This window comes from Roseinatronobacter sp. NSM (assembly GCF_052379845.1).
Classification (GTDB): Bacteria; Pseudomonadota; Alphaproteobacteria; order Rhodobacterales; family Rhodobacteraceae; genus Roseinatronobacter.
In genome coordinates this window covers 43,893-65,932 of the sequence record NZ_JBQTCF010000017.1, presented here as the reverse complement: position 1 = coordinate 65,932, position 22,040 = coordinate 43,893, and the positions used below count along the sequence as shown (strand labels likewise).

The following is a 22,040-nucleotide window of genomic DNA, read 5'->3' as shown; positions in this document are numbered from 1 at the left end:
TTTTGGGCACGGCGTCGTTTTTCCGCCTTCGCATGTCGGCGTGGCTTGCCCAAAGGGGCGCAGGATTTGCAATCTAGGCGCAAATAACCCTTGCCGGAGAGTGCCAATGAAAACCCATGTCAAATCGCTTGTTGTCGGCGGCGGCGCGGTGGGCGCGTCGATTGCGTATCATCTGGCCAAGGCGGGCTGGGACACCATGCTGCTGGAACGCGATGAACTGACATCAGGGTCCACATGGCACGCGGCCGGGCTGCTGCCCTTGTTCAACATGGGCTATGCGACCAGCCATATTCATGACTACAGTGTGAAATTCTACAAAACGCTGGAAGCGGAAACTGGCCTGAATGCAGGGTTCTATGTTGTGGGCAACCTGCGCATGGCCCAGACACAGGCGCGCATGGATGAATATATGGTCTATGCCACCACGGCGGAATCAGTGGGCATTCCCTATGAATGGATGACCCCTGCCCAGATCAAGGACCGCTGGCCGCTGGTGCGCACCGAGGATTTGCAAGGCGCGATCTATCACCCGACAGACGGCTACATAAACCCCGCCGATGTCACGCAGGCCATGGCCAAGGGCGCGCGCCAGTTCGGGGCGGAAATCGTGCGCCGGGTGCAGGTGGACGGCTACCGCTGGACGGGGGCGGAATGGGTGGTGTCGTGCACGCGGATGGTGGAAAAGGGCGGCAATCTGGTCCCGTCCGAGGAGCAGTTTGAAATTACCGCCGAACATGTCGTCACCGCGACCGGCAACCACGCCCAGCGCACCGCGCGCCTGCTGGGCATTAAAATTCCCGCGATTCCGGTGGAACACCAGTATATCGTCACCGAACCCGACCCGATGCTGGTCGAATACCGCAAGAACCACCCCGAACACCCGGTTTTGCGCGATGCGGATGCGAAATGGTATGTCCGCGAAGAACGCGGTGGCTGGATTCTTGGCCCCTATGAACGAAATGCGCCTGCGTGTTTTGAATATGACGTGCCCCAATCCTTCCGCGCCGATCTGTTCCCGCTGGATCTGGACAGGATTGAAGAAGAATACATGTCCATGATTCACCGCATTCCCAGTTCGGAAACGGTGGGGCTTAAGGACGACTATAACGGCCCCATCTGCTACACGCCCGACGGCAACCCGCTGGTCGGCCCCGCACCGGGATTGCGCAACATGTGGCTGGCCGAGGGGTTCAGTTTCGGCATTACCGCCGCGGGCGGCACGGGCCATTATCTGGCCCAGATGATGGTTCAGGGCGAGGCTGAAATCGACATGGCCGCCCTTGACCCCAAGCGCTACGGGTCATGGATGACCACCGAATATGCCGCGCGCAAGAATGAAGAATGCTATGAGCATGTCTATGTCTTGCACCACCCGGATGAAGAACGCGAAGCCTGCCGCCCGCTGCGCACGGCACCCTGTTATGACCGCGTAAAGGCGCAGGGCGCGCAATTTGGCTGCGTGAATGGCTGGGAACGCCCGAATTACTATGCACCCCAAGGGTTTGACGACCACGCCGCGCGCAGTTTCCGGCGCGGCGGCTGGTGGCAATATGCGGTGGATGAAGCAAAAGCCATCCGCGAAGGGGTGGGCATGATCGACGCCACTGCCTTTACCAAACATCTGGTGCGCGGCCCAGGTGCGACTGCGTTTCTGGATTGGTTCACCTGTAACAAACTGCCCAAGGTGGGGCGCATCAACCTGACCTATGCCCTGACGCAAACTGGCACCACCCGCACCGAATATACCATCGTGCGCCTGGCACAGGATGAATATTACCTGATTTCCGCTGGCGCATGGACGGCCTATGACGGCGACTACCTGCGCAAGGCGGCTGAAGATAAACTGGCCGAATTTGGTTGGATCGACATTCATGATGTGACAACGCAATGGGGCGTTTTTGCCGTGGCTGGCCCCAAATCGCGCGATTTGCTGGGCAGACTGGTGAAGGATGCCGACCCCGCAACAGTGCTGTCGAACAAACGCTTCCCGTGGCTGTCGATGCGCAATATCGAACTGGGCATGTGCCCGGTGCGCGCGGTGCGCGTGGCCTATACCGGTGAATTGGGCTGGGAATTGCACCACCCCATCGAAATGCAGAACTACCTGTTCGACCAGCTTATGGCGGCGGGCGCGGATGTGGGGCTGAAACTGGTGGGGGCGCGGGCGCAAAACTGGCTGCGGCAGGAAAAATCCTATCGCGCGTTCGGCAATGAGTTGGGCCGCGACGCCACCCCGCTGGAAGCGGACCTGCCGCGCTTTGTCGATATGAGCAAGGACTTCCACGGCAAAACCGCGATGGACCAAACCGGCATTCGCGCCAAATGCTGCACGCTGCTGATTGACGGGCCAGCAGATGCCGATCCATGGGGCCGCGAGGCGCTGTATGAAGGCGACACCAAGGTGGGCCGCCTGACCTCGGGGGGGTATTCGGTGGTGTTTGGCAAATCTATCGGCATGGGCTATGTGCGCCCCGATCTGGCGGTGGAAGGGCAAAAGCTGAAGGTGCGCATGTTCAACCAGCTGTGGGATGCCACTGTCACCGCTGACAGCCCCTATGACCCGACCAATCAGAATATCCGCGCTGACGGCTAGAGGGGGTGAGCCGCGCGCTGCATTGCCGCTGTGGCGGCTTGCGGCGCGTGCTGGCGGGCGCTACCTTGCGTGTCATGGTCCATAATCCGCCCGCCCTGCCCATGCGTCCCATCCCCGCCGTTCTGGCGGTAGTTATCCGTGACGGGCAGGTGCTGTTGATCCAGCGCGCCAACCCGCCCGATGCGGGCCTGTGGGGGTTTCCGGGGGGCAAGCTGGAATTTGGCGAAACCCTGCTGGCCGCTGCCGAACGGGAATTATTTGAGGAAACCGGCGTCCGGGCGGTTGCGCGGCGGGTGTTCACGGCCCTTGATGCCTATGGCCACGCTGAAAATGGCGCGATGGTGCAGCATTTCGCCCTGATTGCGGTGCAATGTGACTGGCAAGCCGGCGACCCGGTTGCGGCTGATGACGCGTTGGACGCGCGTTGGGTTGCGATTGCACATATGGAACAGGCGCTGCAGCTTAGCCTTGATGTGGCTGCCGTGGCACGACAGGCCGCATCCCTGCAATAGCGGATTGCGGCCATTGAACCTGCCGCAGATCGGACCTAGCTTGGGATCAACCCGCACCGCAAAGGCCAGCCCATGACAAACCCGCTTCTTGCCCAATGGCACACTGATTTCCAGCTTCCCCCGTTTGCCGAAATCGCAGATGCCGATTTCGCCCCTGCCTTTGATGCCGCCATGCAGGCCGGGCGCGCGGCCTATGCCGCGATTGCCGACAATCCCGACGCGCCGACATTCGGCAACACCATTGACGCGATGGAGCGCGCTGATGACCTGCTGGACCGTGTGGCGGGGGTGTTTTTCAACCTGTCGGGCAGTGACGCCAACCCTGACCGCGACGCGCTGCAGCGCGAATTGTCCCCAAAACTGTCCGCCTATTCGTCAGAAATCATCAATAACCGCAAGCTGTTTGACCGGATTGAAACATTGTGGGACAGCCGCGACACCCTTGGGCTGAATGCCGAACAAGCGCGCGTGCTGCTGCTGTACCGGCGCATGTTCGTGCGCGCAGGGGCGGCGCTGCAGGGGCCAGATGCCGCCCGCCTGACCGACGTTAAATCCCGCCTTGCCACATTGGGCACGCAATTTACCCAGAACCTGCTGGCCGATGAACGCGATTGGGTCATGGCGCTGGATGATCTTTCGGGCCTGCCGGATTTTGCGGTGGCCAGTGCAAAAGCCGCCGCCGAAGAACGCGGGCGCGATGGCCATGTGGTCACGCTGAACCGCTCGCTGATTGTGCCGTTCTTGCAGTTTTCCACGCGCCGCGACTTGCGCAAGACCGCCTATCAGGCATGGACCGCGCGCGGTGCGAATGGGGGCGACACCGACAACCGCGCGATAGCCGCTGAAATTCTGGCCCTGCGCGCTGAACGCGCCACGCTTCTGGGCTATGCGAATTTCGCGCGCTACAAGCTGGAAACCGAAATGGCGGGAACGCCAGACGCGGTGCGCGATTTGCTGATGCAGGTCTGGACGCCCGCGCGCGCCAAAGCCATGGCCGACGCCGCGAAACTGGAAGCGATGCTGCATGCCGACGGCTATGATGGCCCGCTGGAACCGTGGGACTGGCGTTTCTACGCGGAAAAACTGCGCCGCGCGGAACATGATCTGGATGAGGCCGCGCTGAAACCCTATCTGTCGCTGGACAGCATGATTGCGGCTGCGTTTGACTGCGCAAACCGCCTGTTCGGGCTTGAATTCCGCCCGCTGGATGTGGCCCTGTACCACCCTGATGCGCGCGCATGGGACGTGACACGCAATGGCCAGCATATGGCGGTGTTCATTGGTGATTATTTCGCGCGCGGGTCCAAACGGTCCGGCGCGTGGTGTTCGACCATGCGCAGCCAGCGCAAGCTGGGCGGTGATGTGCGGCCCATCGTGGTGAATATCTGCAATTTCGCCAAGGGCAAGCCCGCGCTGCTGTCCTATGACGATGCGCGCACGCTGTTTCATGAATTCGGCCATGCGCTGCATCAGATGCTTTCAGATGTGACTTACGGGCTGATTTCCGGCACTTCGGTGGCACGCGATTTTGTGGAACTGCCCAGCCAGTTGTATGAACACTGGTTGGAAGTGCCCGAAGTGCTGGCCCAACATGCCCGCCATGTGGACACCGGCGAGGCCATGCCCCAGGACATGCTGGACCGCCTGCTGGCCGCGCAAAACTTCGATCAGGGATTTGCCACAGTGGAATATGTGGCATCGGCTTTGGTTGATCTGGAATTTCATGATGGCCCGCCCCCTGCCGACCCCATGCAGAAACAGGCGCAGGTGCTGGACGGCCTTGGCATGCCGCGCGCGATCCGCATGCGCCATGCAACGCCGCATTTCGCGCATGTGTTTTCGGGTGATGGCTATTCCAGCGGGTATTACAGCTACATGTGGTCCGAAGTCATGGACGCCGACGCGTTCGAGGCTTTCCGCGAAGCAGGCAGCGCGTTCGATGCTGGCACAGCCGCGAAGCTGGAACGCTTCATCCTGTCCGCCGGTGGCCGTGACGAGGCAGAGGCCCTGTATACCGCATTTCGCGGGCGTATGCCGGGGGTGGACGCGCTGTTGAAAGGGCGCGGTCTGGCCGCCTGACAGGGCAGGGGGCAGGGGCATCATGCGACCCGCCGCGCGCGCGCCCGCCGTGCCAAACGGGGGCGAAGGGCCAGTGGCGGGGCTGTCTGCGCCAAGAAATTCTTGGATGATATGCAATTCACAGCTCTGTTACGGTTGCAGCCCCCAAACCCCCTTCCTATATAGCGATCAAGTCACCCCCCAGCGGGGTGTTGCAACGAAAAACAGATGGGCCGGGGCCTGACAGGACCAGCCCGCTGCCACATCGCTTGAAGAAGAGGATGCACATCATGGCTAAAGTCATCGGGATCGACCTTGGGACCACCAACTCTTGCGTTGCCATCATGGACGGGGCAGCCGCACGGGTTATTGAAAACGCCGAAGGCGCGCGCACCACGCCGTCCATCGTGGCGTTTACGGAAAATGAACGCCTTGTCGGCCAGCCTGCGAAACGTCAGGCCGTGACCAACCCCACCAACACTGTGTTTGCCGTCAAGCGCCTGATCGGGCGCCGCCTGACTGATGCCGAAGTGGAAAAGGACAAGAACCTTGTTCCCTATAACATCATTGATGGCGGGAATGGCGATGCCTGGGTCGAATCGCGCGGCGAAAAATACAGCCCCAGCCAGATTTCCGCCTTCATCCTGCAAAAGATGAAGGAAACCGCCGAAAGCTATCTGGGCGAAAAGGTCACGCAAGCCGTTATCACGGTGCCTGCCTATTTCAACGACGCCCAGCGTCAGGCCACCAAGGATGCAGGCAAGATTGCCGGTCTGGAAGTGCTGCGCATCATCAACGAACCCACTGCGGCAGCGCTGGCCTATGGCCTGGACAAGAAAGAAACCCGCACCATAGCGGTCTATGACCTTGGCGGCGGCACGTTCGACATTACCATTCTGGAAATCGATGATGGCCTGTTCGAAGTGAAATCCACAAATGGCGACACCTTCCTTGGTGGCGAAGATTTTGACATGCGCATCGTCAATTATCTGGCGGATGAGTTCAAGAAAGAGAATGGCGTTGACCTGACGCTGGATAAAATGGCCCTGCAGCGCCTGAAAGAGGCCGCCGAGAAGGCCAAGATCGAACTGTCCAGCTCCAGCCAGACGGAAATCAACCAGCCCTTCATCAGCATGGACAAGAACACCGGCCAGCCGCTGCACCTTGTCATGAAACTGACCCGCGCCAAGCTGGAATCACTGGTGGGCGACCTGATCAAGAACTCGCTGAAACCTTGCGCTGCCGCGCTGAAAGATGCAGGCCTGTCCAAGGGCGACATTGACGAGGTTATTTTGGTCGGCGGTATGACCCGCATGCCCAAAGTGATCGAAGAAGTGACCAATTTCTTCGGCAAGGAACCGCATAAAGGTGTGAACCCTGACGAAGTTGTGGCCATGGGTGCGGCCATTCAGGCAGGTGTGCTGCAAGGCGATGTCAAGGATGTGGTTCTGCTGGATGTCACGCCGCTGTCGCTGGGCATTGAAACGCTGGGTGGGGTGTTCACCCGTCTGATCGACCGCAACACCACCATTCCGACCAAGAAAAGCCAGGTGTTTTCAACGGCCGAAGACCACCAAAGCGCTGTGACAATCCGCGTGTTCCAGGGCGAACGTGAAATGGCCGCCGACAACAAGATGCTGGGCCAGTTCAACCTTGAGAATATTCCCCCGGCCCCGCGCGGGATGCCCCAGATCGAGGTGACTTTCGACATTGACGCCAACGGCATTGTCAATGTGTCCGCCAAGGACAAGGGCACCGGCAAGGAACAGAAGATCACGATTCAGGCGTCTGGCGGTCTGTCGGATGACGACATTGAAAAAATGGTCAAGGACGCCGAAGCCAATGCCGAGGCCGACAAGAAACGCCGCGAACTGGTCGAGGCGAAGAACCAGGCCGAAAGCCTGATCCACTCCACCGAAAAAGCCGTGGAAGAACACAAGGACAAAGTGGACCCGACCACAGTTGAAGCGATCGAACTGGCGATTGCGGCGCTGAAGGAAACTGTCGAAAGCGAAGATGCCGGCAAGATCAAATCCGGTATTCAGAATGTCACCGAAGCGTCCATGAAACTGGGCGAGGCCATCTATAAAGCGCAGGCAGACGCCGCCGAAGGGGCTGATGCAGATGCGGATGAACCGCGCAGCGTGGATGATGACATTGTGGATGCCGATTTCGAAGATCTTGGCGACAACAAACGCAAGTAAACCCCTTGGCAGGAAACCCGCAGCCGGTCTGACACCCGTTCAGGCCGGTTGCATCATTGGAAAGTAAGCCCACATGGCCAAACGCGATTTCTATGAAGTTCTGGGTGTCAGCCGGTCCGCATCGAGCGAGGAAATCAAGAAAGCCTATCGCAAAAAAGCCAAGGAATTACACCCCGACCGCAATTCCGACAACCCCAATGCCGAAGCGCAGTTCAAGGAAGCCAATGAAGCCTATGACGCGCTGAAAGACCCTGACCGCAAGGCCGCCTATGACCGTTTCGGCCATGCGGCATTTGACGGCAGCATGGGCGGCGGCGGTGGCAACCCCGGCGCGCGGGGGGGCGGTTTTTCGGGCAATGGCGATTTTGCCAGTGCGTTTTCCGATGTGTTCGAAGACCTGTTCGGGGATTTTGTCGGTGGTGGGCGCGGGGGGGCGCGCGCGCGCGCCAGCCGCGGGTCGGACCTGCGCTATAACCTGCGCATCACGCTGGAAGAAGCGTTCAGTGGAACGCGCAAGACCATTCGTGTGCCGCGCCAGTCCCAATGCGACGCCTGCAGCGGCACTGGCGCTGAAGGGGGCGCTGAACCCGTGACCTGCCCGACCTGTTCGGGCATGGGAAAGGTGCGTGCGCAACAAGGGTTCTTCACTGTGGAACGCACCTGTCCCACTTGTGGGGGCAATGGCCAGATCGTCAAGAACCCCTGCGCGGCCTGTGGCGGGGCAGGGCGCGTGGAGAAGGAATCAACCCTGTCGGTCAGTATTCCCGCAGGTGTGGAAACCGGCACCCGTATTCGCCTGTCCGGCGAGGGCGAGGCAGGACTGCGCGGTGGCCCGGCGGGGGATTTGTATATCTTCGTCAATGTGGCCGAACACCAGATATTCAAACGCGACGGTGTGACGCTGTATTGTCATGTCCCCGTCAGCATGGCGCGCGCCGCCCTTGGGGGCGAAGTGGAAGTGCCCACAATTGACGGTGGCCGCTCTCGCGTGAAAATTCCATCAGGCAGCCAGTCGGGGCGGCAAATGCGCCTGCGCGGCAAGGGGATGCCCGCCTTGCGCGGCGGCGGGCAGGGTGACATGCTGATTGAACTGGCCGTGGAAACCCCTGTCAACCTGACCGCGCGCCAGAAGGAATTGCTGGCCGAGTTTGAGAAGCTGAGTGCGGAAAACAACCCCGAAAGCAGCGGGTTCTTTGACAAGGTCAAAAGCTTCTGGGATGGTATGAAAAACTGAAACCCGGCCCCGGCGTGGTTAACGGTTTCTTAGCCCTTTGCGGGCAAGATACCGGCTATGAAACAGGAAAGTTCGGGATTTTCAGACGCGGCTTTGCCCCTTTTTGCCGATGGGGGGGCAGCGGTTGCCACCACGCCTTCGGGCGCGACAGTGCCATCTTATTTGCGCGACCACCGCAAAAGATTGCGCGCGCGCTTCCTTGACGGCGGCGCGGATGCAATGCCCGATTACGAATTGCTGGAATTGCTGCTGTTTCGCGCCATCCCGCGGCAGGATGTCAAACCGCTTGCGCGCGCCTTGATGGACATGTTCGGCGATCTGAACCGCGTGATTGCTGCCCCTGAAGGGCGCTTGCGCGCGGTGCCGGGTGTGGGGGATGCCGTGATTGTGGAACTGAAACTTGCGGCAGCCTGCGCGCAGCGCATGGCCCGCGCGAAGGTGATGAACAGGCCCATCATTTCCAGTTGGGCCGCCTTGCTGGATTATTGCCATACCACCATGTCACACCGTGACACGGAACAGTTTCGCGTGCTGTTTCTGGACCGCAAGAATGTCCTTGTCGCGGATGAGGCGCAGGGACAGGGCACAGTTGATCATGTGCCGGTTTATCCGCGTGAAATCCTGCGCCGCGCATTGGAATTGAATGCCTCGGCGTTAATTCTGGTGCATAATCACCCGTCCGGGGACCCCACCCCCTCGCAGGCGGATATTGACATGACGCAAACCATACTTGCCGCATGCGATGCGTTGTCGATTACCTTGCACGACCATATCGTGATTGGACAGGCCTGCGAGCTTAGCTTTCGCAGCAGCGGCTTGTTATAGCTGCAGGCCCCCCGGTGGTGCGTGCGATGCGTTAGAGCATGTCGCGCAAAAGTGGGAACCGGTTTTGCGCTTCTCGAACCTGCGCAATCAATAAGTTGGAGTGTGTGGCGTGAATGCGAATGAACGCTATATGCTTTAGTCCTGACGGGCTGCCAGTGTCACAGGGGCGTCGTCAAGGGCCAGCGGTTGTGCCTGTTGGGCATGCTCGAACGGCAGGGCGATGACCGCCAACCCCTGATCCATGCCGCATGCGGGCATGGACAGCAACAATTCCTTCAATTCGGCGCGCATCCCGCCCCCGGTTTGCATGATATAGGCGGACACATCCGTTCCGCAGCTGCGCATATCATGCACCGCTTCAAGTTCCATGCGCGATTGGTCCAGCATGTTGACGGGCACAGAATAGATATGCGCCAGCATCGGTTCGGGGCCGCGCGCTTCGCCCAGACCAATGACGAACGCTTCCTGAAGGTCGGGATCAAACGGGCGAGAGGCGTGAATATGGCCATTGCTGCCATATTCCGCCCCGCGATGAAAGGCGTGCAGGCTTAGGCCAATATCCCCGGTCCATTGCACAATGACACGGTGATGAAGCGCCACATCAGGCACTGTCACAGTGCCCTGCAGAACGGTTCCATCTTCCAGAAACGCATCGACACTGGCATTTTCGGACAAAGCGGGAATATAGGCCGACAGAACCCCGTCCGCATCGGAATAGGCGCTGAAGGCCAGATCATCATGGCTGATGACAACACGTTCGGATGGGTTGCATGGCGCATTAACGCGCAGGTTCAGCAGGGCATCAACGCTGGCGTCCAGTGTCAGGACGGGCGTGCAACTGGCGTCATTGTCGCGTGTGCTGGTTTCGGCCAGTGCCAGTTCGGGGCGGAAATCGACATCCAGCCGCGATGCGGTATCGCTTGGCGCGCGATTGTCCAGCGCACCCAACACCAGCTCCGCGTCGGGCAATGTGGGTTGTGCCATGTCACCGGTCATGTCATTGGCCAAATCCAGATCGAATGCCAGCGCATCCTCTGGCTGCGCCGCTGCCGGTTGGGCGCTGACATCCGATGACGCGCCCCCCAGCAAACTGGCACCGACAACGGACCCGTTGGTATTTTGCGGCGAAACCTGTGCCTGGGCGTGGGGCTGCGGGGATTGCACCATGAATTCCTTGGCCGCAAAAATGGATGCTGCAATACCTGCAATTGCAATTGCCGTTCCACGGATGATGATCTGACTATTCATGACATGCTCCAGACACAATAACTCTGGTTGCCAGATGACAGGTGAATCTGGCTGTAATTAGGCCAAAGCATGTCGTTTGTGCCGGATTGTGTGCTGACGCGCGCCCCGCGAATGTGACAAGCCGTGGTCTATGGCGCGGTGGATGATCCCAGCTTTTTCCATGTGCGCGCGGCGTGTTTGTCCAACTCCAGCACCAGCAGCAGCGCCACCCCTGCCAGCGCGCATTGCACCACCTGCCATGCGCTAAGGGGCGTTGTGTCAAACAGGCCCTGCATGACCGGCAGATAGGTGAACCCCGCTTGTAGCACCACCACAAGCGCAATTGCGATCAGCACGGCTGGCGTGCCCTTGACCCCTTGCCATGAAATTGAGAAACCGTGCCGGTAGCGCACTGAAAACAGATAGAACACTTCCATTGCGACAAGGGTGTTCAAGGCCATGGTGCGCGCTTCCTCCAGTCCCGCCCCCTGTGCCTGTGCCAGCCCGAACTGGCCGAATATGCCCACCGCAAACAGGATGGACACCAGAAAAACCCGCCACAGGATAAAGCGCGACAGAATCGGGGCATTGGCCGCGCGGGGGGGCTGGCGCATGATCCCGGCTTCGGCGCGTTCAAAGGCCAGCGACATGGCCAGCGCCACCGAACTGACCATATTCACCCACAGGATTTGCAGCGGCGTGATGGGCAGCATCAGCCCGAACAAAACCGCAATGATCAGTGAAATTGATTCCCCGCCATTGACCGGTAACAAAAAGGTGATGACTTTCTTCAGGTTCGCATAGACCGCGCGCCCCTGTTTCACCGCTTCCGCGATGGACGCGAAATTGTCGTCGGCCAGCACGAAATCGGACGCTTCGCGCGCGGCCTCGGACCCTTTTTGCCCCATGGCAATACCGGCATCCGCGCGCTTCAGCGCGGGCGCGTCATTCACCCCGTCGCCGGTCATGGCCACAACGGCCCCGTCCGCCTGAAGCGCCTGCACCAGTCGCAACTTGTGTTCGGGGCTGGTGCGGGCAAAAACATCCGTGCGCCGGATGGCGGCTTCCAGTGTTGCATCGTCCATCTGGTCGATCTCGGCACCCGTCAGGGGCGCATCCGTCTGTTTCAGCCCGATCTGGCGGCCAATGGCGGCGGCCGTGCCTGCGTGGTCGCCCGTGATCATCTTGACGGAAATTCCCGCATTGTGGCACTCGGCAACAGCGGCAATCGCTTCGTCGCGGGGCGGGTCAATCAGGCCGACAAGGCCCACCAGAACAAGCCCCCTGGCCACAGTCTCATGTGTCAGATCATCGCCGTCATGGGCCATCTGTGCCAGCGCCAGAACCCGCTGGCCGTTATTGGCAATCGCATGGGCCGCGTCGTTCCAGTAGCTGCGGTCCAGCGGTTGCGGGCCGTCTGGTCCCAGGTGCCGGTCACAATGCGCGATCACCTGTTCAGGCGCGCCCTTCAGCAGGATTTCCCCGGCCTGCAACACCGCCATATAGCGATAGCGCGCATCAAACGGGATGCTGGCGCGGGGTTTGGGGCGGTGGTCGGGGTCGCGCCCGGCCCGCGCGGCAAAGGCCAGCAGCGCCCCTTCCATCGGGTCCCCCTCGACGCGCCAGCCTTGCGCGCCCTGAACAAGCGCGGCGGTGTTGCACAGCGCGGCAATCCTTGCCATAGCGTCCAGCGCAGCGGGGTCGGCGCCGGTAATCTGGCCTTCCGGCGAATACCCCTCGCCGGTGACTGTTGCGGTGCCGGTCGCAGTGACCACCGACGCCACCATCATTTCATTGCGCGTCAAGGTGCCTGTCTTGTCCGAACAGATCGTGGACACGGCCCCCAGCGTTTCGATAATGGGCAGGCGGCGGATAATGGCGTTGCGCCGCGCCATGGTCTGCACCCCGATGGCCAGTGTGACGGTCAGCACAGCGGGCAACCCTTCGGGGATGGCGGCGACAAACAGGCCCACCACAATCATGAACGCTTCGGCAAACGGGGTATCCCGGAAGGCCAGCGTGAACCCCAGAATCGCCGCCGACAAGGCCATGACAAACCCGGTCAGGTATTTTGCAAACACCTCCATCTGGCGGATAAGCGGGGTTTTCAGCGTCTGGACCTGTCCCATCATGGTGCTGATGCGGCCAATTTCGGTATTTTGGCCCGTCGCGGTGACAACCCCTGTCGCCGTGCCTTCGGCCACCATGGTGCCGCTGAACACCATTGCGCTGCGGTCCCCCAAATCGGCATTGGCGTCCACGGGCGCGGTTGATTTGCGCACGGGCACGGATTCGCCTGTCAGGATGGCTTCTTCCACCGACAGGCCCGCCACCTCCAGCAAGCGCAGATCGGCAGGCACCTTGTCGCCCGCGTCCAGCAGCACAATATCCCCTGGAACCAGGTCTGCCCCGGAAACAGTTTGGCGCTGGCCTGCGCGGATGACATTCGCCTTGGGGGCCAGCATGTCGCGCAGTGCGTCCAGTGCGGCCTCGGCGCGGCCTTCCTGCACGAAACCGATGACCGCATTCAGGATAACCACTGCCATGATGACGCCAGTATCAATCCAGTGGCCCAACAAGGCGGTAATGGCCGCCGCACCAATAAGCACCAGAATCAACAGGTTGTTGAACTGCTGCGCAAGGCGCTTCAGCGGGCCGGGGCGGGGGGCGTCGGGCAACCTGTTTTCGCCGTGGCGGTCCAGCTTTTGGCGTATGTCATCGGGGTTCAGTCCTTCCGGGCGGCTGTCAAGCCGGGTCAGAACATCCTTGGCGGGGGTCGCCCATGGGGTGCTGGTGTCGCGCATGGGGGGCATTCCTTCAGTTTCGTGGTCCTGTGCATCTAGCATCTTATGCTGGCCATCGACTTGATCCTGCGCAACCCCGCAGCGCAGAATTCACGGTGACGGGAATCGACATGGCGCATGTTTGGCCGTAACCTTGGGCATCCCTGCCATATGGGAGGGGGGCGGCGCGCAGCGCGGGATCGTAGGACGCGGAAGGTCAAGTATGCTGGAACCTGAGGAATCCGCCTTGTTGCTGGGGCTGGGCGATGCAGGGGCGCATCGTCTTGACTGGCCTGTTTTCCTGCGCAGCTTTGCCGCGTTTTTCCAAACAGAGTCTGCAATGCTGTTTTTGTCGCAGCATTATTGGGGTTGGGACAGGCCCCGCGCCGCGCATATGGGCAGTGTGGCGTTGCCGCTGGTGTTTGCCGGGTTGCGCGCGGGGCGTGTCTATTCGGGTGAGGAATTGCATGACCGCGCCCTTGCGCGCGATCTGGTGTGGCTGGGGGGGGGGGACACCCGCGCCATCGCGCTGACTTGCACCCATGGCCCGGCCTGCATGGTCTTGCGGCGCGAAAAAGGCGCGTTTCGTGCGGCGGATACAGCGCGCCTTGCCGGGTTTGCGCCCCATATCGCGCAGGCGCTGGAGCTGTGGCATATGCTGCAGGCAGCCACCGCACAACAGCGCCAGACGCAGGATTTTGCGCGCCGTATCGGCATTGGCGCGCTGGTGCTGGACCTAAGCAAACCCGCGCTTGTCGAGATGGACAAGGTCGCGGCTGGCTTGTTGGCCGATTGCGGGCTGGATGTGGCCGCAGTGCTAAGTGCCGCCAGAACCCGCGCCACGCCTGCGCTGGTCGCGCTGGGGGGGGGGCTGGATATGCTGGTCGTGCCGGGGGAAGCGGCGACAGGGCAGGCGGTGGCCTATCTGCGCCAGACCATGACCCCCTTGCCCGATGCAGGGTTTCTGGCGGCGGCGCTGGGCATTTCGCGCGCCGAAGCGCGCCTTGCCCGCGCCTTGGGCGAGGGGGCAAGCCTTGCCGGTGCGGCAGCCCAACTGGGCCTGACCATTGAAACCGCGCGCAATTATTCCAAACGCATCTATGCGCGCACGGGGTTGCGCGGGCAGGCGGCATTGGTGCGCTACCTGTGGTGCAGCGCGGTGTTGCTGGCGCGCTAGGCGGCGCAAGGCACAACAGAATGATTGTGCGACCGGACACAAGGCGTTAAGACTTATGGGATAGGCTATTTCAGCGTCCCTGATGCGCCCGGCCAGAAGGCGCGCGGGGCCACGGTTCGGGCAGGCAAGGAACAAGGCAGGGCACTATGACAGACGCAATGTCACGGCGCGAGATTGAGGATGTTCTGTCATCCATTCGCAGGCTGGTCGCACAGGACCCCCCCCGACAGAAGGGCCCCGTTCAGGGGCAGGCGGACCCCGAACAAGGCGGCGATACTGGCCCCGGAAAGCTGATTTTGACATCCGCTTTGCGCGTGCCAGCCGACCAGACCGTCGTGGAATCCGTGGAAACCGGGCAGGGCGGGCCTGTTGCAGCAGCGGGGAACACTGCGCCCCACAGCCCCGACCTGCACCATAGCCGTGACGCCCAGGACAGCCCCGCCCCCCAGCCTGACACGCCCGACGGGGCCGCCCTTGCCGCCGGAATTGGTGCGCCTGCCGGGGCGCCCAACGCTGTGCATATGCTGCGCGTCATGAACCAGCGCCACGCTGACCAGAAAGCCGCGCATGACCCATCCCCCGACACTGCGCCCGACACCGATGGTGATGTGTCGCTTGAAGCGACATTGGCGCGGCTGGAACAGGTGCTTGCCCAGGGGCAAAACCCGTCATCCCCGGCCACGGCAACTGACACCAACACGACACCTGCACAGCCAGACCCGCCGCATATGGGCGCTGATGATCCCGTGATTGACGAAGCGATGCTGCAACAGATCGTTGCAAATATTGTGCGCCAGGAATTACAGGGCGAATTGGGCGAACGGATCACGCGCAATATCCGCAAGCTGGTGCGCGCCGAAGTGGCCCGTGAACTGCAATTGCGAAAATCCTAAAGCCTGTTGCGCAAAACCGGTTCCCACTTTTGCGCGACATGCTCTGGCGCGGCGCATGGCGGCGCACCAGGTGCAACTCAACAGCAGCGAATGAAATAGGCCGTTGCCGAACCGGCAGTTTCCGAATGCAACAGCTTGTGGCCTGATTGCTGGCAGAAATGGGGAATATCAACCACCGCTGCCGGGTCGGAGGCAAGCACCCGCAACACCTGACCGGGTGCCATGTCCTGCAGGCATTTGCGCGCCTTCAGCACGGGCAACGGGCAGAGCAGGCCGATTGCATCAACTTCGTGGTCCACGACATCGGGGCAGGTCATCTGCCGCGCCCCCGGCGTGGCCGTTGCGGGCGCGGCGCCAGCCCTTCTTGCAAAAGCGCGGTCATGGGGTGGTCAGGCGCAAGGGTGCCATACTGGCCCAAAAGGGCCGTAAGTGCCTGCATCGGGTCATGATCCGCAGGCAGGCTTAGCGCCCAGTCCACAAGGATGGACCGGCATTCCCCCATGCTGATTCCCTCAATACGGTAGCTTTCGCGGATCAACCCCTTCGGGTCATGATGTGCTGTCATTTTCTGGGTCATCCTGATTTGCCGTAGTTGAGGTGAAGATTGAATCAATCACCGAAGCGGTCCGCATAGACATGTCTTTCAAACGGCTGGCCAGCGCTGACACGCTGTCACACCCCACTGATGCCAAGATAAACTTCTGCCCCCCCCGGCCAAGGTCCGCGACATCGGAAATCTGGTCTGCCAGCAGCCGCCCCGTGGCCTGCATTGTCCAGCACAGGCGATAGGCGCGCAGAAGGCAGGCTTCATCCTGCGCGCTGATGACCCCGGCCTTGACGCCCGCGCGCAACTGCTGTTCGACCCGGCGGCCATGATGCCCGGCGGCAAGCGCGCAGAATTGCGCGGCCAGTTCGATATCCATCAACCGCCCCGGCCCGGCCTTGGCGTCCCATATCCCATGCGCGGGCTTGGCGTCAGACAATCTGGCGCGCATATCGGCCACATCGCGGCGAATACCCGCGCCGGTGGATTTGTCCTGCAACAAGGTCCGGCGCACCCCTTCGATTGTGTCGCCAAGCGCCACCGACCCCGCCACCCGCCTTGCGCGTGTCAGCGCCATATGTTCCCATGTCCACGCCTCGTTGAACTGATAGTCCCGAAACGCAGTCAGGCTGGTGGCAACAGGGCCTTGCCGCCCCGACGGGCGCAGCCGCATATCCACTTCATACAGCCGCCCTTCGGCAGTGGGGGCGCTGATGGCGGCCAGATACGCCTTGGTCAGCCGCGCGTAATAGCTGCGCGTGTCCAGCGGGCGCGGACCATCGGAATTTTGCGACGGATCGGCATCATATATCACAATCAAGTCCAGATCAGACGCCGCATTCAATCGCCCCGCGCCCAGTGACCCCATGCCCAGAACAACAGCCCCCTGACCGGGCGGCGGGCCATGCCTGCGCGAGAATTCGGCCACCACAACAGGCCAAAGCGCCCCAAGCGTCGCCTCCGCAAGTGCGGCATATTCCGCCCCGGCCTCGAACGCATCCAGCAGCCCGCGCAGGTGATGGACCCCCACCCGGAAATGCCATTCCCGCGCCCAGATGCGCGCGGCATCCAACTGGCGTTCATAATCGTCCAGCTGCGCCAGCCGGTCGGCCAGATCATGTTGCAACGCTGCCGCTCCGGGCCATGGCGCAAAGAATCCGCCCCCGATGACCGCGTCAAACACTGCCGCATTGCGCGACAGATAGCTGGCCAGTCGTGGCGAGGTGGCGCAAATATCGACGATCAGGTCAATCAGTTGGGGGTTGGCGTCAAACAGGGCGAACAGCTGCACCCCTGCAGGCAGCCCCCCCAGAAAACGGTCGAATTGCACAAGCGCCGCTTCGGGGTCGGCGGCGTCTTGCAACCGGGTCAGCAATGCGGGGCGCACGCGTTTGAACAATTCCTTGGCCCGTTCGGACCGCAGCGCCGCGTAGCTGCGCCACCCGTCGATAATGTCTTGCTGGGCCTGCGACAGGTCGGGTTCGTCCCCGCCATGGCCCGCATCGGGGGCAAAGAACCCTTCTGTCAGTTCCGCGACATCGCGCAACCGGCCCAGCAGACGGTCGCGGAAATGCCGCGTGTCCGACAGCCCGACGAAACGCGCAATCCGGTCCAATGCCTCGGCGCTGGTGGGCAGTTTCTGTGTCTGCGCGTCCTGCACCATTTGCAGGCGGTGTTCAATTTCGCGGTGCTCAATGTAATGCGCGGTCAGCTTTTCGGCGACATCGCGGGGAATCCAGCCTTTGGCGGCCAATGCGGCCAGCCCGTCAACAGTGCGCGAGCTGCGCAAATCCGCATCGCGCCCGCCCGCAATCAACTGGCGGGTCTGGGTGAAAAATTCAATCTCGCGTATGCCGCCCTGTCCCAGCTTGATGTCATGCCCTTCCAGACACAGCGCCCCGCCCAGACCCTTATGCGCCTTGATACGCAGGCGCATGTCATGGGCATCCTGAATGGCCGCGAAATCCAGATGCCTGCGCCACACAAACGGGCGCAGCGTTTCCAGAAACCGCGCCCCTGCGGCCAGATCGCCCGCGCAGGGCCGCGCCTTGATATAGGCCGCGCGTTCCCATGTCCGCCCCAGGCTTTCGTAATAGCGTTCCGCCGCATCCATGGACAGGCATACAGGCGTTACTGACGGGTCCGGCCGCAGGCGCAGATCGGTGCGGAAAACATACCCTTCATCTGTGCGGTCCGACAACACCCCGCACAGCTTGCGCGTGACACGAATGAAACTGGCGCGCGCCTCCAGATAATCATCAGCGCTGAAGCGGGTTTCGTCAAACAGGCAAATCAGGTCAATATCGGACGAATAATTCAATTCGCGCGCGCCCATCTTGCCCATGGCCAGAACGACCATTCCCGCGCCTGTGGCGGCATCCCCGGGCGTGGCACCGGGCAACTTCTTTCGCCGGATTTCATCGGCCACAAGGGTGGTCAGGGCCACATGGGTGGCGCGGTCGGCAAGGTCGCTCAATGCACCGGTGACCTGATCCAGCGACCAAACGCCGCCCAGATCGGCCAGCGCGGCCAGCAGGGCCACACGCCGTTTTGCCTGCCGCAGGCGGGCCGACACCTGCACCAGTGCGACCCCGTCCAGCGCATCCAGTTCCGCTTGCAGATAGGCCCAGGGGTCGGTGTCAAACGCCCCCGCAATCCAGTCACGTTCGCGCGTCATCAGCGTTTTCAGATAGGGGCTGCACCCTGCCGCGCCATCAACCAGATCAGCCAGCGATGGGGCCAGCCCAGGGAAAAGCGCGCGCGCTTCCGTGCCTGCAGCACGGTCAAAGGGAATCGGGGAACGGGTGATGGGCCAGAATGTCATGCGCTGACTTTGCCCCTCGTTGGGCATAAGGTCAATTCGGCCAATTCGCCAAGGCGGGATGTTTCTGCGCCCCCTTGGGGCTGGTGGTGCATCCCGCACGGTCCAAGCCCGCCATGCCCCCCACACCTGCCGCCCCTGCGCGCATTCACATGCTTGTCATTGCGCTGAAAACATTGTCTGACTGCGCGCATGACCCTGCTTGACCCGCTGCTGTACAGTTTCGTCTTTCTTGGCCTGTTTTCGCCCGGCCCGAATGTTGTCATGCTGACAGCATCGGGGGCGCGTTTCGGGTTCAGGCGCACATTGCCGCATTTGTTCGGGGTGGTCATCGGGGTTGGCATTACTGCAGGCATTACCGGGCTTGGGGTGGGGGCGCTGGTGCTGGCCAATCCTGCATTGGCGCTGGCGTTGCGCGTGCTGGCCGCCAGTTGGATTTTGTATATGGCGTGGTCCTATTTCAATGCGACACGCCGCCCCGCATCTGGCGCGCAGGATGGCGGACACCCCATGACATTGTTGCAAGCTGCGCTGTTTCAATGGATCAACCCCAAGGTCTGGGCGATAGCTTTTGCTGCATCTGCGGGATATGGCGCGGGAATGACGCCCGCACTGGAGGGGCTGCGCCTTGGTCTTGCGTTCAGTTCGGTAAATCTGGGGGTGTGCCTGTTCTGGACCAGTGCTGGCGCGCTGTTGACAACATTATTGCGCAACCCGGCGCATTGGCGCGCCTTCATGCGCATCATGGCCGGGTTTCTTGCCCTGTCGGCTCTGATGGTGTTTGTCTGACCCCGTGTCTGCCCGCCCCCGTGCCTGCCCCCCCTCCGTGTCTGCCCTCTTGTCATGGCGCGCAAATATGGTAGCGTCTTTTGATCAAATTCACGGGAGAAACTGCCATGGCCCTCGACCGCCCAACGCCCAACGACCTGCGCGCCTTCTGGATGCCGTTCACGGCCAACCGCCAGTTCAAGCAAGCCCCGCGCATGCTGGTGGCCGCAGATGGGATGTTTTACACCACTTCGGACGGGCGGCAGGTGCTGGACGGCACAGCCGGGCTTTGGTGCTGCAACGCAGGGCATAAACGCCCGAAAATAACCGAGGCCATCCAGAAACAGGCCGCTGAACTGGATTACGCCCCCGCCTTCCAGATGGGCCATCCCAAAGCGTTCGAGTTGGCAAACCGGCTGGTCGACCTGGCCCCCGACGGCATTGACCACGCGTTTTTCACCAATTCGGGGTCCGAAAGCGTGGAAACTGCGCTGAAAATCGCGCTGGCCTATCATCGTGCCAAGGGCAATGCCAGCCGTACCCGCCTGATCGGGCGGGAACGTGGCTATCACGGGGTGAATTTCGGCGGAATTTCCGTCGGTGGCATTGTCAATAACCGCCGCCATTTCGGCACGCTTCTGACTGGGGTTGACCACATGCCCCACACCCATATTCCTGAAAACCAATGGTCACGCGGCCAGCCCGAACATGGGGCAAATCTGGCTGATGAACTGGAACGCATCGTGGCCCTTCATGGGGCTGATACGGTTGCGGCGGTCATTGTGGAACCTGTGGCAGGGTCCACGGGCGTTCTGATCCCGCCCAAAGGGTATTTGCAGCGCCTGCGCGAAATTACCCGCAAGCACGGGATTTTGCTGATCTTTGATGAGGTGATCACCGGATTTGGCCGTCTGGGCAGCGCCTTTGCCGCGCAGCATTTTGACGTGGTGCCCGATATGATCGCCTGTGCCAAGGGCCTGACGAACGGGGTCATCCCAATGGGCGCGGTGCTGACAAGTGCGGAAATCCACGACGCTTTCATGACGGGGCCTGAAAACCTGATCGAGCTGTTCCACGGCTACACCTATTCCGGTTGCCCGATTGCCTCTGCGGCGGGGCTGGCCACGCTGGAAACCTACCGCGAAGAAGCGCTGTTTGACCGCGCGGCAGAACTGGCGCCCTATTGGGAAGATGCGGTGCATTCCCTGAAGGGCCGCCGCCATGTCATCGATATTCGCAATATGGGGCTTATCGGCGCGGTGGAACTGGAACCGATTGCAGGTGCGCCGACGCAACGTGCCTTCAATGCGTTCCTGAAAGCCTATGACAAGGGCGTGCTGATCCGCACCACCGGCGATATCATTGCCATGTCGCCCCCGCTGATCATTGAAAAAGCCCATATCGACCAGTTGATCGGCACCCTGGCCGAGGTTCTGGACAATCTGGACTAAGCGGCATGAGCAAATCGCTGAAACGTGTGGCCCGCGCCCTGTCGGATGCGGGCCTGCCTGACACGATTATCGAAGCCGGCGAAACCCGCACCGCCGAACAGGCCGCCGCCGCCTGCGGCTGCGAGATCGACCAGATTGTGAAATCCATCCTGTTTTGCGGTGTGTCATCAGGGGCCGTGCGGCTGTTCCTGACGGCCGGTGGCAACCGTGTGTGTGCACAAAAAGCGTCAACACTGGCAGCCGAGGAATTGGGGCGTGCGGATGCGGGGTTGGTGCGCAGCGCCACCGGGTTTGCCATTGGCGGCGTTGCGCCAATTGGCCATCTGACCCCGCACCCCATATGGATGGACCCCCGCCTGATGGCGTTTGAAACGGTCTGGGCCGCCGCCGGAACACCGCGCCATGTCTTTTCAATTGCCCCGCAAGTGCTTATGTCCCTAAGCAATGCAACACTTGCGGACTTTGTGGAATGATCCTGCCTGACCCCGAATTGCAACCGGAATTCTACGCCGATGTGCCCCTGAAGCGCGTAGGCGCATGGGCGATTGATCTGGTGGTGACATTGGCGATTACGTTGGTCGGGCTGGTCATGACGCTGTTTGTCAGCCTGTTTTTCCTGCCTGTTCTGTTTGCCACCGCGTCCATCGCGTATCGAACCATCATGCTGGCGCGCTATGGCGCGACCTTTGGGATGATGGCCACCGCCCTGAAATGGCGCCGTCTGGACGGGCGCGCCCCTGATGTGATGACCGCCTTCTGGTATAGCGCGATGCATGCCGGCATGTGGACAGTTCTGCCGCTGCAGGCTGCGTCCATGGTCATGATCCTGCTGACGCCGTATCGGCAGGGCCTGCATGATTTTGTCCTGAATACCACAATGCTGCACCGTATCGCCCCTTGATCGGGGCTTATGTCAATGATCGCTTGGCGTTGATGCAAAGCCTTGCTAA

At 61.4% G+C, this 22,040-nt stretch carries 17 protein-coding genes; 12 read left to right on the top strand and 5 right to left on the bottom strand.

What is annotated here, in order from left to right; translation table 11 throughout:
• Positions 1 to 106: 106 nt before the first annotated feature.
• From ACTZWY_RS10865 to radC, 6 genes are all read left to right on the top strand, one after another.
• Positions 107 to 2,593: a GcvT family protein gene (locus ACTZWY_RS10865; RefSeq protein ID WP_444790729.1), complete on the top strand. Its 2,487-nt coding sequence runs from the start codon at positions 107 to 109 to the stop codon at positions 2,591 to 2,593.
• Positions 2,594 to 2,598: 5 nt separating this feature from the next.
• Positions 2,599 to 3,105: an NUDIX hydrolase gene (locus ACTZWY_RS10860; RefSeq protein ID WP_444790728.1), complete on the top strand. Its 507-nt coding sequence runs from the start codon at positions 2,599 to 2,601 to the stop codon at positions 3,103 to 3,105.
• A 72-nt stretch (positions 3,106 to 3,177) separates the two neighbouring features.
• Positions 3,178 to 5,184, top strand: a complete 2,007-nt coding sequence (locus ACTZWY_RS10855; protein WP_444790727.1) for a M3 family metallopeptidase — start codon at positions 3,178 to 3,180, stop codon at positions 5,182 to 5,184.
• A 269-nt stretch (positions 5,185 to 5,453) separates the two neighbouring features.
• Positions 5,454 to 7,367 (top strand): molecular chaperone DnaK, encoded by a 1,914-nt coding sequence (gene dnaK / locus ACTZWY_RS10850; RefSeq protein ID WP_444790726.1) that lies wholly within the window; start codon positions 5,454 to 5,456, stop codon positions 7,365 to 7,367.
• Positions 7,368 to 7,440: 73 nt separating this feature from the next.
• A complete protein-coding gene (gene dnaJ, locus ACTZWY_RS10845) occupies positions 7,441 to 8,601 on the top strand; it encodes a molecular chaperone DnaJ (protein ID WP_444790725.1) in 1,161 nt (386 codons plus the stop codon).
• Between the two features lie 57 nt (positions 8,602 to 8,658).
• Complete coding sequence (gene radC / locus ACTZWY_RS10840; protein ID WP_444790724.1) at positions 8,659 to 9,426, top strand: RadC family protein; 768 nt, start codon at positions 8,659 to 8,661, stop codon at positions 9,424 to 9,426.
• Positions 9,427 to 9,561: 135 nt separating this feature from the next.
• Here the strand turns inward: radC and ACTZWY_RS10835 are convergent, their stop codons facing one another.
• Positions 9,562 to 10,674 carry a hypothetical protein gene (locus ACTZWY_RS10835; protein ID WP_444790723.1) on the bottom strand — a complete coding sequence of 371 codons (1,113 nt, stop codon included), beginning with the start codon at positions 10,672 to 10,674 and terminating at the stop codon, positions 9,562 to 9,564.
• Between the two features lie 128 nt (positions 10,675 to 10,802).
• On the bottom strand, positions 10,803 to 13,457 hold the full coding sequence (locus ACTZWY_RS10830) for a cation-translocating P-type ATPase (protein WP_444790722.1): 2,655 nt from the start codon (positions 13,455 to 13,457) through the stop codon (positions 10,803 to 10,805).
• 202 nt (positions 13,458 to 13,659) lie between these two features.
• On the opposite strand from ACTZWY_RS10830, the gene ACTZWY_RS10825 reads away from it, so the two are divergent.
• Both ACTZWY_RS10825 and ACTZWY_RS10820 read left to right on the top strand, forming a co-directional pair.
• Entirely contained in the window at positions 13,660 to 14,613 is a 954-nt protein-coding gene (locus tag ACTZWY_RS10825; protein WP_444790721.1) for a helix-turn-helix transcriptional regulator, read from the top strand.
• 146 nt (positions 14,614 to 14,759) lie between these two features.
• On the top strand, positions 14,760 to 15,506 hold the full coding sequence (locus tag ACTZWY_RS10820; protein ID WP_444790720.1) for a hypothetical protein: 747 nt from the start codon (positions 14,760 to 14,762) through the stop codon (positions 15,504 to 15,506).
• A 77-nt stretch (positions 15,507 to 15,583) separates the two neighbouring features.
• On the opposite strand, the gene ACTZWY_RS10815 is transcribed toward ACTZWY_RS10820, so the two are convergent.
• From ACTZWY_RS10815 to ACTZWY_RS10805, 3 genes are read right to left on the bottom strand one after another with little or no spacing between them, the layout of a single operon-like run.
• A complete protein-coding gene (locus tag ACTZWY_RS10815) occupies positions 15,584 to 15,823 on the bottom strand; it encodes a sulfurtransferase TusA family protein (protein WP_444790719.1) in 240 nt (79 codons plus the stop codon).
• Positions 15,820 to 16,071, bottom strand: a complete 252-nt coding sequence (locus tag ACTZWY_RS10810) for a hypothetical protein (RefSeq protein ID WP_444790718.1) — start codon at positions 16,069 to 16,071, stop codon at positions 15,820 to 15,822. The genes ACTZWY_RS10815 and ACTZWY_RS10810 overlap by 4 nt, the downstream gene beginning before the upstream one ends.
• Positions 16,055 to 18,874, bottom strand: coding sequence for a bifunctional [glutamine synthetase] adenylyltransferase/[glutamine synthetase]-adenylyl-L-tyrosine phosphorylase (locus ACTZWY_RS10805; RefSeq protein WP_444790717.1), 2,820 nt, complete (start codon positions 18,872 to 18,874; stop codon positions 16,055 to 16,057). Before ACTZWY_RS10805 ends, ACTZWY_RS10810 begins: the two co-directional genes overlap by 17 nt.
• A 189-nt stretch (positions 18,875 to 19,063) precedes the next feature.
• Between ACTZWY_RS10805 and ACTZWY_RS10800 the strand changes: the two genes are divergently transcribed.
• From ACTZWY_RS10800 to ACTZWY_RS10785, 4 genes are all read left to right on the top strand, one after another.
• Positions 19,064 to 19,660, top strand: a complete 597-nt coding sequence (locus ACTZWY_RS10800) for a LysE family translocator (RefSeq protein WP_444790716.1) — start codon at positions 19,064 to 19,066, stop codon at positions 19,658 to 19,660.
• A gap of 107 nt (positions 19,661 to 19,767) precedes the next feature.
• Positions 19,768 to 21,090 (top strand): omega-aminotransferase AptA, encoded by a 1,323-nt coding sequence (aptA, locus tag ACTZWY_RS10795; RefSeq protein ID WP_444790715.1) that lies wholly within the window; start codon positions 19,768 to 19,770, stop codon positions 21,088 to 21,090.
• A 5-nt stretch (positions 21,091 to 21,095) separates the two neighbouring features.
• Positions 21,096 to 21,563: a YbaK/EbsC family protein gene (locus tag ACTZWY_RS10790; RefSeq protein WP_444790714.1), complete on the top strand. Its 468-nt coding sequence runs from the start codon at positions 21,096 to 21,098 to the stop codon at positions 21,561 to 21,563.
• A complete protein-coding gene (locus tag ACTZWY_RS10785) occupies positions 21,560 to 21,991 on the top strand; it encodes an RDD family protein (RefSeq protein WP_444790713.1) in 432 nt (143 codons plus the stop codon). Before ACTZWY_RS10790 ends, ACTZWY_RS10785 begins: the two co-directional genes overlap by 4 nt.
• Positions 21,992 to 22,040 lie beyond the last annotated feature (49 nt).

Bases quoted from the DNA above. Each gene is read 5' to 3' on its own strand.
- ACTZWY_RS10865 (WP_444790729.1), top strand. From the start codon at position 107: ATGAAAACCCATGTCAAATCGCTTGTTGTCGGCGGCGGCGCGGTGGGC.
- ACTZWY_RS10855 (WP_444790727.1), top strand. From the start codon at position 3,178: ATGACAAACCCGCTTCTTGCCCAATGGCACACTGATTTCCAGCTTCCC.
- dnaK (WP_444790726.1), top strand. From the start codon at position 5,454: ATGGCTAAAGTCATCGGGATCGACCTTGGGACCACCAACTCTTGCGTT.
- dnaJ (WP_444790725.1), top strand. From the start codon at position 7,441: ATGGCCAAACGCGATTTCTATGAAGTTCTGGGTGTCAGCCGGTCCGCA.
- radC (WP_444790724.1), top strand. From the start codon at position 8,659: ATGAAACAGGAAAGTTCGGGATTTTCAGACGCGGCTTTGCCCCTTTTT.
- ACTZWY_RS10835 (WP_444790723.1), bottom strand. From the start codon at position 10,674: ATGAATAGTCAGATCATCATCCGTGGAACGGCAATTGCAATTGCAGGT.
- ACTZWY_RS10830 (WP_444790722.1), bottom strand. From the start codon at position 13,457: ATGCGCGACACCAGCACCCCATGGGCGACCCCCGCCAAGGATGTTCTG.
- ACTZWY_RS10825 (WP_444790721.1), top strand. From the start codon at position 13,660: ATGCTGGAACCTGAGGAATCCGCCTTGTTGCTGGGGCTGGGCGATGCA.
- ACTZWY_RS10820 (WP_444790720.1), top strand. From the start codon at position 14,760: ATGACAGACGCAATGTCACGGCGCGAGATTGAGGATGTTCTGTCATCC.
- ACTZWY_RS10815 (WP_444790719.1), bottom strand. From the start codon at position 15,823: ATGACCTGCCCCGATGTCGTGGACCACGAAGTTGATGCAATCGGCCTG.
- ACTZWY_RS10810 (WP_444790718.1), bottom strand. From the start codon at position 16,071: ATGACAGCACATCATGACCCGAAGGGGTTGATCCGCGAAAGCTACCGT.
- ACTZWY_RS10805 (WP_444790717.1), bottom strand. From the start codon at position 18,874: ATGACATTCTGGCCCATCACCCGTTCCCCGATTCCCTTTGACCGTGCT.
- ACTZWY_RS10800 (WP_444790716.1), top strand. From the start codon at position 19,064: ATGACCCTGCTTGACCCGCTGCTGTACAGTTTCGTCTTTCTTGGCCTG.
- aptA (WP_444790715.1), top strand. From the start codon at position 19,768: ATGGCCCTCGACCGCCCAACGCCCAACGACCTGCGCGCCTTCTGGATG.
- ACTZWY_RS10790 (WP_444790714.1), top strand. From the start codon at position 21,096: ATGAGCAAATCGCTGAAACGTGTGGCCCGCGCCCTGTCGGATGCGGGC.
- ACTZWY_RS10785 (WP_444790713.1), top strand. From the start codon at position 21,560: ATGATCCTGCCTGACCCCGAATTGCAACCGGAATTCTACGCCGATGTG.